General features: G+C 75.9%; 5 protein-coding genes. 1 reads left to right on the forward strand and 4 read right to left on the reverse strand.

The window, feature by feature from the left end:
* Positions 1-38 precede the first annotated feature (38 nt).
* From rox to IEY37_RS19125, 4 genes are all read right to left on the reverse strand, one after another.
* The gene (gene rox / locus IEY37_RS19110) at positions 39-1,484 is read right to left on the reverse strand and encodes a rifampin monooxygenase (protein ID WP_188944490.1); all 1,446 of its coding nucleotides are present in this window, start codon (positions 1,482-1,484) and stop codon (positions 39-41) included.
* 196 nt (positions 1,485-1,680) lie between these two features.
* Positions 1,681-3,216, reverse strand: a complete 1,536-nt coding sequence (locus IEY37_RS19115; protein ID WP_229674649.1) for a class I adenylate-forming enzyme family protein — start codon at positions 3,214-3,216, stop codon at positions 1,681-1,683.
* A 124-nt stretch (positions 3,217-3,340) separates the two neighbouring features.
* Positions 3,341-4,117: a hypothetical protein gene (locus IEY37_RS19120; protein WP_188944494.1), complete on the reverse strand. Its 777-nt coding sequence runs from the start codon at positions 4,115-4,117 to the stop codon at positions 3,341-3,343.
* On the reverse strand, positions 4,114-4,521 hold the full coding sequence (locus tag IEY37_RS19125) for a hypothetical protein (protein WP_229674650.1): 408 nt from the start codon (positions 4,519-4,521) through the stop codon (positions 4,114-4,116). Before IEY37_RS19125 ends, IEY37_RS19120 begins: the two co-directional genes overlap by 4 nt.
* Before the next feature lie 313 nt (positions 4,522-4,834).
* Between IEY37_RS19125 and IEY37_RS19130 the strand changes: the two genes are divergently transcribed.
* Positions 4,835-6,952 (forward strand): TPM domain-containing protein, encoded by a 2,118-nt coding sequence (locus IEY37_RS19130; RefSeq protein WP_188944496.1) that lies wholly within the window; start codon positions 4,835-4,837, stop codon positions 6,950-6,952.
* Positions 6,953-7,013: the final 61 nt, after the last annotated feature.

Genomic DNA, 7,013 nt, shown 5'->3' on the forward strand with positions numbered 1-7,013 from the left:
CCGCGACACCGGCGCCGCCCACCCACCGGTGCCGCCGGTCACCGCGGGCCGGCCGCCGCGAGGGCGGACCCGAACCAGCGCTCCAGGTGCCGGAGCAGGTCCTCCTGGTCGTCGCCGAGCCAGGCGACGTACCCGTCCGGCCGGAGCAGGACGGCCGGCACGTCGAGCGCCACCCCGGGATCCGCGACGAGGTCGACGCGGTCCGCCCACCCGGCCAACGACAGGGTCCCGGTGCGGTCCAGCAGCAGCCCCCGGGCGCGGTGGGTGCGCTCGTACAGACGGCCCGAGGAGAGCCGGATGTCGCGCAGCCGCCGGCCGAGCAACGCCGGGCCGTCGCCCAGGTCGTAGCGGATGCCGATGCCGGTGATCTTCTCGGCGAGCAGCCTCCGCACGTCCTCGAGGTCCATCAGTTCGGTGAGCAGCCGGCGCACCGCCTGCGGGCCCGGTTCGGGTGAGATCAGCTCGCTCTGCGCGCGGGTCAGCGTGAGCACGTCCCGGGCCACCGGTCGGCGCTCGGTCTGGTAGGTGTCGACGAGGTCGGTCGGGGCCCACCCAGCGACCTCGGCAGCCAGCTTCCAGCCGAGGTTGACGGCATCCTGGATGCCGAGGTTGAGGCCCTGCCCGCCGAGCGGCGGGTGCACGTGGGCGGCGTCGCCGGCGAGCAGCACCCGGCCCATCCGGTAGTGGTCGGCGAGCCGCGTGGCGTCGCCGAACCGGGAGAGCCAGCGCGGCGTGTGGGCGCCGAAATCCGTTCCGGCGTAGGTCCGCAGCTGTGCCCGGAACTCGTCGAGATCGGGCGGGGACGACCGGTCCTCGATCACCGTGGCGGCGGGGACCACGGCCCGGTACCGGCCGTCGCCGACCGGACCGATGCCGAATCCGCGGTGCGTCGCCCGGACGCGGGCGGCCACCTCGGCCAGCTCGTCCGGCGGCGTGGTCACCTCGACCTCGCCAAGCAGCCACTGGGTGGTGGCGGGCTCGCCGGGGAACTCGACGCCCAGCAGCCGGCGCACCCGACTGCGTCCGCCGTCGCAGCCGACCAGCCAGCGGGCGCGCACGCTCGTGCCGTCGGCGAACTCGACGTCGACACCGTCGGCGTCCTGGTGGAACCCGGTCAGCTCGCAGCCCCGTCGGATCCGCGCACCGAGCTCCGTCGCCCGCTCGGCGAGCAGCCGGTCGGTCACCGGCTGCGGGATGCCGAGCACGTAGCCGTGCGCGGTGTCCAGATCGGCCGGTGCGGGCCGGTCGATGCCGGCGAACCGGCCCACGCCGCCGGCATGGCGCTGGCCGTGCGCCAGGAACCGGTCGAGAACGCCACGCTGGTCGAGGATCTCGATGCTCCGCGGATGGAGGCCGAGCGACCGGACCGCGGCGGACGGCTCCCGGTCCCGCTCCACGACCAGCACGTCGACACCGTGCAGCCGCAGCTCCGCGGCCAGCATCGTCCCGGTCGGACCCCCACCGCTGATCAGTACGTCGACCACGTCGATCTCCCCTGCACACGTCGCGAGCGTTGGACCCGCGACACCGTGCCGACCTCCGGCCGGGCCGCCAGTGCCGCGGCCGGGCATTCTGCCTACGGTCGGTGGTCTTGCGGCAAGCCCCGCCCCCGGCGCTACGGTGGAGGTGGCGGGCGCGCCGGCGCTGCCGGCGCTACCGGCGCTACCGGCGCTACCGGCGCTACCGCGTCCGGTGCTGGGCGAGCGCCGCGAGCGCGACCCGGTCCGGCTTGCCGACCGGGTTGGTGGGCAGCTCGTCGACGGTCCACAGCCACTCCGGACGCTGGTATTCCGCGAGCCGCCCCTGCAGGGTGCGTCGCACCGCGTCGAGGTCGATCGCGCCCGGTCCCCGTGGCACCAGGAAGGCGGCCACCCGCTGTCCGAGCCGGCGGTCGGGAACCCCGACGACCACCGCGGCGACGACGCCGGGCGCGGCGAGCAACGCGGCCTCCACCTCCGCGGGGCTGATGTTTGAGCCGCCCCGGACGATGATCTGCTTGCGCCGACCGACGAACCACAGCCAGCCGTCCCCGTCGAGCCGGCCGAGATCGCCGGTGGCCAGCCAACCGTCCACCAACGTCTCGGCGGTCGCCGCCGGGTCGTCCCAGTAGCCGGCCATCACCGACGGGCCGCGCACCCACAGCTCGCCCACCTCGTCCGGGCCGAGCACGGCTCCCGACCCGTCCCGCACCTGGATGGTGGTGCCGGGGGCGGGAACGCCCACGGAGCCGGGACGGGTGGGGCCGGTCAGCGGCGTCATGGCGTAGTCGAAGCACTCGGTCATCCCGCACACCTGGCTGACCCGGCAGCCGGTGAGCGCCTCGAAGCGGGCCTGCACGTCCACCGGCACCGCGTCGCCGCCGGCCACGCACCCGCGCAGGGGCCGGGCGGACGGTGGTGCCGCCTCGAGGCGGTCGACCAGCTCGGCGAGCTGGCCCGGGAGCAGCTCGAGACGGGTGACGGCTGCCCGGTCGATCTCCGCGGCGACGGCGTCGGCGCGGAAGCCGTCGTGCAGCACCAGGGTGGCGCCCACCGCGAGTCCGGGGAGGACCTGGCCGAGCAGGCCGGCGACGTGGCAGAAGGCCAGGCTGACCAGCAACCGCTCGCCGGCGGTGAACCGCCGCTGCGCCACCAGCTGCTCGACCGACGCGGTGACGCTGCCGAGGGTGTGGGTGACGCCCTTGGGGTGTCCGGTGGTGCCGGAGGTGAACAGCAGCACCGCCGGCCGGTCCGCCGGCCGCGGCTCCGGCGGGCGGACCGCGACGGGCAGGTCCCGCCAGGTGTCGGTGTCCGGGCCGACCACCCACTGCGGCCGGGCGTCGTCGGCCGGGAGCCGGCCGGCGAAGCGGCGGTGCACCACGACCGCCGCGGCGCCGGCCCGGTCGAGCACGTACCGCACCTGCGCGCCCTCGTACCGGGTGTTCACCGGGACCGCGACGAGACCGGCACGGAACGCCGCGAGAAAACCCACCACGAGCTCGACGCAGTTCGGCAGGAACAGCCCGACGCGGTCGCCGGGTCGGAGCCCGTCCGCCCGCCATGCGGCGGCCACCCGGTCGGCCAGGTCGTCCAGCTCGCCGTAGCTGGTGCGGCGCCGGCCCTCGCGATCGACGACGGCCACCGTGTCGCGCCACCGGACCGGGAACGGTCCGCCGACGGCGGCCCGGACCGGCACAGCGTCCTCGCCGAGCGGCACAGCGTCGTCGCCGACCGGCACAGCGTCCTCGCCGACCGGCACAGCGTCCTCGGGTCTCTCAGCGTTCCCGGGCGGCGGCGCTCCGCCTTCCGGAAGCGGCGCGGCGGTGGCCATGCCGGCACCCAACCACGTCGGGCGGGCGCCGTCAGCGGTTCTGCGGCGGGCAGGCGACCGCAGGGAACCCGGCGCGGTCGACGCGGTGGCGCACGGTCCGCCCGTCCTCGAAGCGGCTGTACTGCACCGTGCCGGCGTCGAGTGTCCTGAGGTCGGCCACCGACCAGTCCACCTGCCACAGCTCACCGTCCCGGCCGCGACCGGAGCCGATCTGCAGGACGTCGCCGTGCGCGGTGGCGGGATCCCACGCCAGTTCCGTGATCCAGCCGGGCGGAGGCCGGCGCAGGTCGACGGACACCGGCGTCCCGATCGGAGCGGGGCTGCGCAGCGCGGCGCGGCGCTCGTTCGGGACGGCGCCACGGTTCGGCCCGACGACGGTGACCCGGTCCACCGATCCGCGGCAGACCTCCAGCACCAGCACCGGTGATCCGTCAGCGGCGACGGTGACGCCGACCTGCCCGCGCACCGAGCCGCGCCAGTCCCCGGCCGGGAAGGCGAACCAGACCGCCAGCAGGGCGCCGAGCGCCACGACGTCCAGCACCCAGGCAACGAAGCGAACCGGGGTCGGCCGGGACCTCCGTTCGAGCGCCACGTCGGCGATGACCAGCCCCAGTCCCAGCAGGCCGACCGCGGCGGCCAGCAGGGAGAGTGCACCGCCGCCGATGTTCGGTCCGCCCCAGGACCGCGGCCGGTAGTGCCGCAACAGCCTGTCGGTGATCAGCCACCCGACGCCGCCCACCAGCAGCAGCTGTGCCGTCCACCAGGGACCGCGACGCCGGCGCCGGACGGGCAGCCTGCCCGCCGTCACCGCCCGAGTCCGCGCCGGATCTCCTCCAGGCGGCGGGCGGCGGCCTCCTCCCGCTGCTGCGCGAGGAACCGTTCCCGGGCCTCGTGGTCCTCCGCGGTGCCCTGGCCGTCGGCCCCCTCCGCGAGCTCGGCGGCCGCGGCCCGCTGGGCGACGCGCTGGCGGACGTACTCGAAGGTGGGCACGCCCGCCTCGGTGTACCCCGGGACGAACACCGGCGGCAGCACCGTCGGGCCGCCGCCCGGCGCCGGTGTCGGGACGATCTCGGCCTCGGCGATGCCGTCGTCGATGTCGTCGGCGGCGGCACCGCCGGCGGTCCCGGCGGTGGCCGTCGGCGACGGCTCGTCGACCAGCTCGGCCTCGGCGACCGGCTCGTCGGACCGCGCGGACTCGTGGCCGGTCTCCATGCGTCCTCCTGACCTGCGGCGGTGTACTGCCGGCGACGGTGGGGGCGGCGGGCGTCCCCGTCCCGCCCACGGTAGGGCCACGGGCCCGGAGCCGCAGGGGACGCCTGCGCCGGCTGCCGCCGACTGCCGCCGACTGTTGCAGCCGGACCGGGTGCGGCGCCGCTGCATCCCACCGCGGGTGGTCGGGAACCGCGGAGCCGCGCCGGGAGTCGACTGGGTACCGCGTGCGACCCCGCGGCCGCGACGACGCGCGCCGATAGGGTCGCCCCAGTGCGCCGGACGGCGCCCGTCGTGCCTTGGAAGGGCCACCACCATGAAGGTTCTCGGTCGGGCGATCACCGCGCTCGCCCTGCTCACGGTCCCGGTGCTCACCGCCGCGCCGGTGTCCGCCGGCACTGCAGCAGCCGGTCCGGCTGCGGCCGTGGCACCCGCGGCGGCGTCCGCGCGGCCCGCGGCTTCAGCGCCCGCCGCTCCGCTGGCCATGGACGCGCCGTTCCGGCTTCCCGGCCGGATCACCGACCGGAACGGCTCGTTGAGCTCGTCGGGGCGCAGCTCGGTGCAGTCGGCCGTCGACCGGCTGCAGTCCGAGGACAACCTGCAGCTGTGGGTGGTCTACGTCGACAGCTTCGACGGTGCCTCGGCGTCGAACTGGGCCCAGCGGACCTTCCAGCTGTCCAGCCTGGGCTCCAACGCGGCCATCCTCGCGGTCGCCACCGTCGACCGGGCGTTCTACCTCGGCGCGAACTCGAACTTCCGGGTCAGCAGCAGCACCTTGAACTCGATCGGCAACGGCGCGGTGACCAGCGCGCTGTCCCGGGGCGACTGGGCAGGGGCAGCCGTCGCCGCGGCCGACGGCATCCGGTCGAGCGCGGGCGGCTCGTCCGGCTCGAAGTCGGGCCTGATCTGGGTGGCCGCCCTCATCGTCCTCGTGGTTCTCGGCGTGGTGCTCTGGTTGCGGTCGCGGCGCCGGGCCAAGGTCGCGGCCGGCGACGGGTCGGGTGGGGTCGCCGGCGAGCAGCCCGGGCAGCCGCAGGGCGCGCCGCTGGAGGACTACGACCAGCTGTCCCAGCGCAGCGTGCAGATCCTGATCGACACCGACAACGCGGTGCGGACCAGCGAGACGCAGCTGCAGCTGGCCGAGCAGACCTTCGGCGCCGCGTCCATGACGGACTTCCGCGCGGCCTTCGAGCAGGCCAGGACGTCACTGGCGGAGGCGTTCCGGCTGCGGCAGCAGATCGACGACGACGAGCCGGAGGACGAGGCGACCCGCCGCGCCTGGATGGCGCAGATCATCGACAAGTGCACGGCGGCCGACCGCGCCCTGGACGCGCAGAGCCAGCGCTTCGACGAGCTGCTGGACGTCCGCAACCAGCTGCCGGCGGTGCTGTCCTCCCTGCCGGCGCAGGTCGACCAGCAGGCCGGCCGGATCCCCGCGGCCACGTCGACGCTGCAGCGGCTGTCGCAGACGTACGCCCCCGGCGCCTTCTCGGCGGTCTCGACCAACGCGACCGAGGCCGCCAGCCGGCTGGAGCTGGCTCGGTCGTCGCTGTCCCAGGCCTCGGCCGCCACCGACCCGACGGCGGGCGCGGTCGCCGCCCGCAGCGCCCAGGAGGCGGTGGGCCAGGCTCGCACCCTGCTCGACGCGGTCGACAAGCTGGATCACGACCTGTCGGCCGCGGCCGCGCAGCTGCCGGCCCAGCTGGCGCCGGTGCAGGCGGAGCTGGGCGCCGCCCGGGCGGCCGTCGCCCGGTCCGGTGGCGGTGACCAGGCCGGCCTGACCGCCCGGCTCGACCAGGTCCAGGCCGCGCTGGACGCGGTCGCCGGGCCGGCCGGCCCCCGGGATCCGCTGCTCGCCCAGCAGCGGATCCGCGAGGCGGACGAGGCCCTGGACGTCATCCTGGCGGACTCCCGGACGGCACAGCAGAACGCCGAGAAGGCGGCGTCGGCGCTGGCCGCAGCTCTGGACTCGGCGCAGGCGAAGATCGCCACCGCTACCGACTACGTGACCACCCGCCGCGGCGCCGTGGGCAGCACCGCGCGGACCCGGCTCGCCGAGGCGAACCGGCACTACGACGCGGCGGACCGGTTGGCCGCCACCGACAGCGCCGCGGCGCTGGCCGAGGCGCACCGTGCGGAGAGCCTGGCGGACGAGGCGATCGACCTCGCGCAGAACGACGTCGGCGGCTTCGGCGGGTTCGGGGGCGGCTACGGGGGCGGCTACGGGGGTGGGTACGGCAGCAACGTCGGCGCGAACATCGGCGGGGCCGTGCTGGGCGGCATCCTCGGCGGGATCCTGTCCGGCGGCGGCAACCACCGCAGCTACGGCGGCGGGTGGGGTGGCTTCGGTGGCGGGAGCGGCGGCTTCGGCGGCGGGGGTGGCGGTTTCGGCGGCGGCGGCGGCGGCTTCGGCGGCGGGGGCGGGCGCTTCTAGCTGTACTGCTCGGAGAGGTTGGTTGAGCGGGTGTGATGACACGATCTGATTGATCTTGTTC

The organism is Nakamurella endophytica (assembly GCF_014646215.1).
Taxonomy (GTDB): Bacteria; Actinomycetota; Actinomycetes; order Mycobacteriales; family Nakamurellaceae; genus Nakamurella; species Nakamurella endophytica.

Excerpts from the sequence above, each read along its gene's own strand:
- IEY37_RS19125 (WP_229674650.1), bottom strand. The coding sequence starts at position 4,521 with ATGGAGACCGGCCACGAGTCCGCGCGGTCCGACGAGCCGGTCGCCGAG.
- IEY37_RS19130 (WP_188944496.1), top strand. The coding sequence starts at position 4,835 with ATGAAGGTTCTCGGTCGGGCGATCACCGCGCTCGCCCTGCTCACGGTC.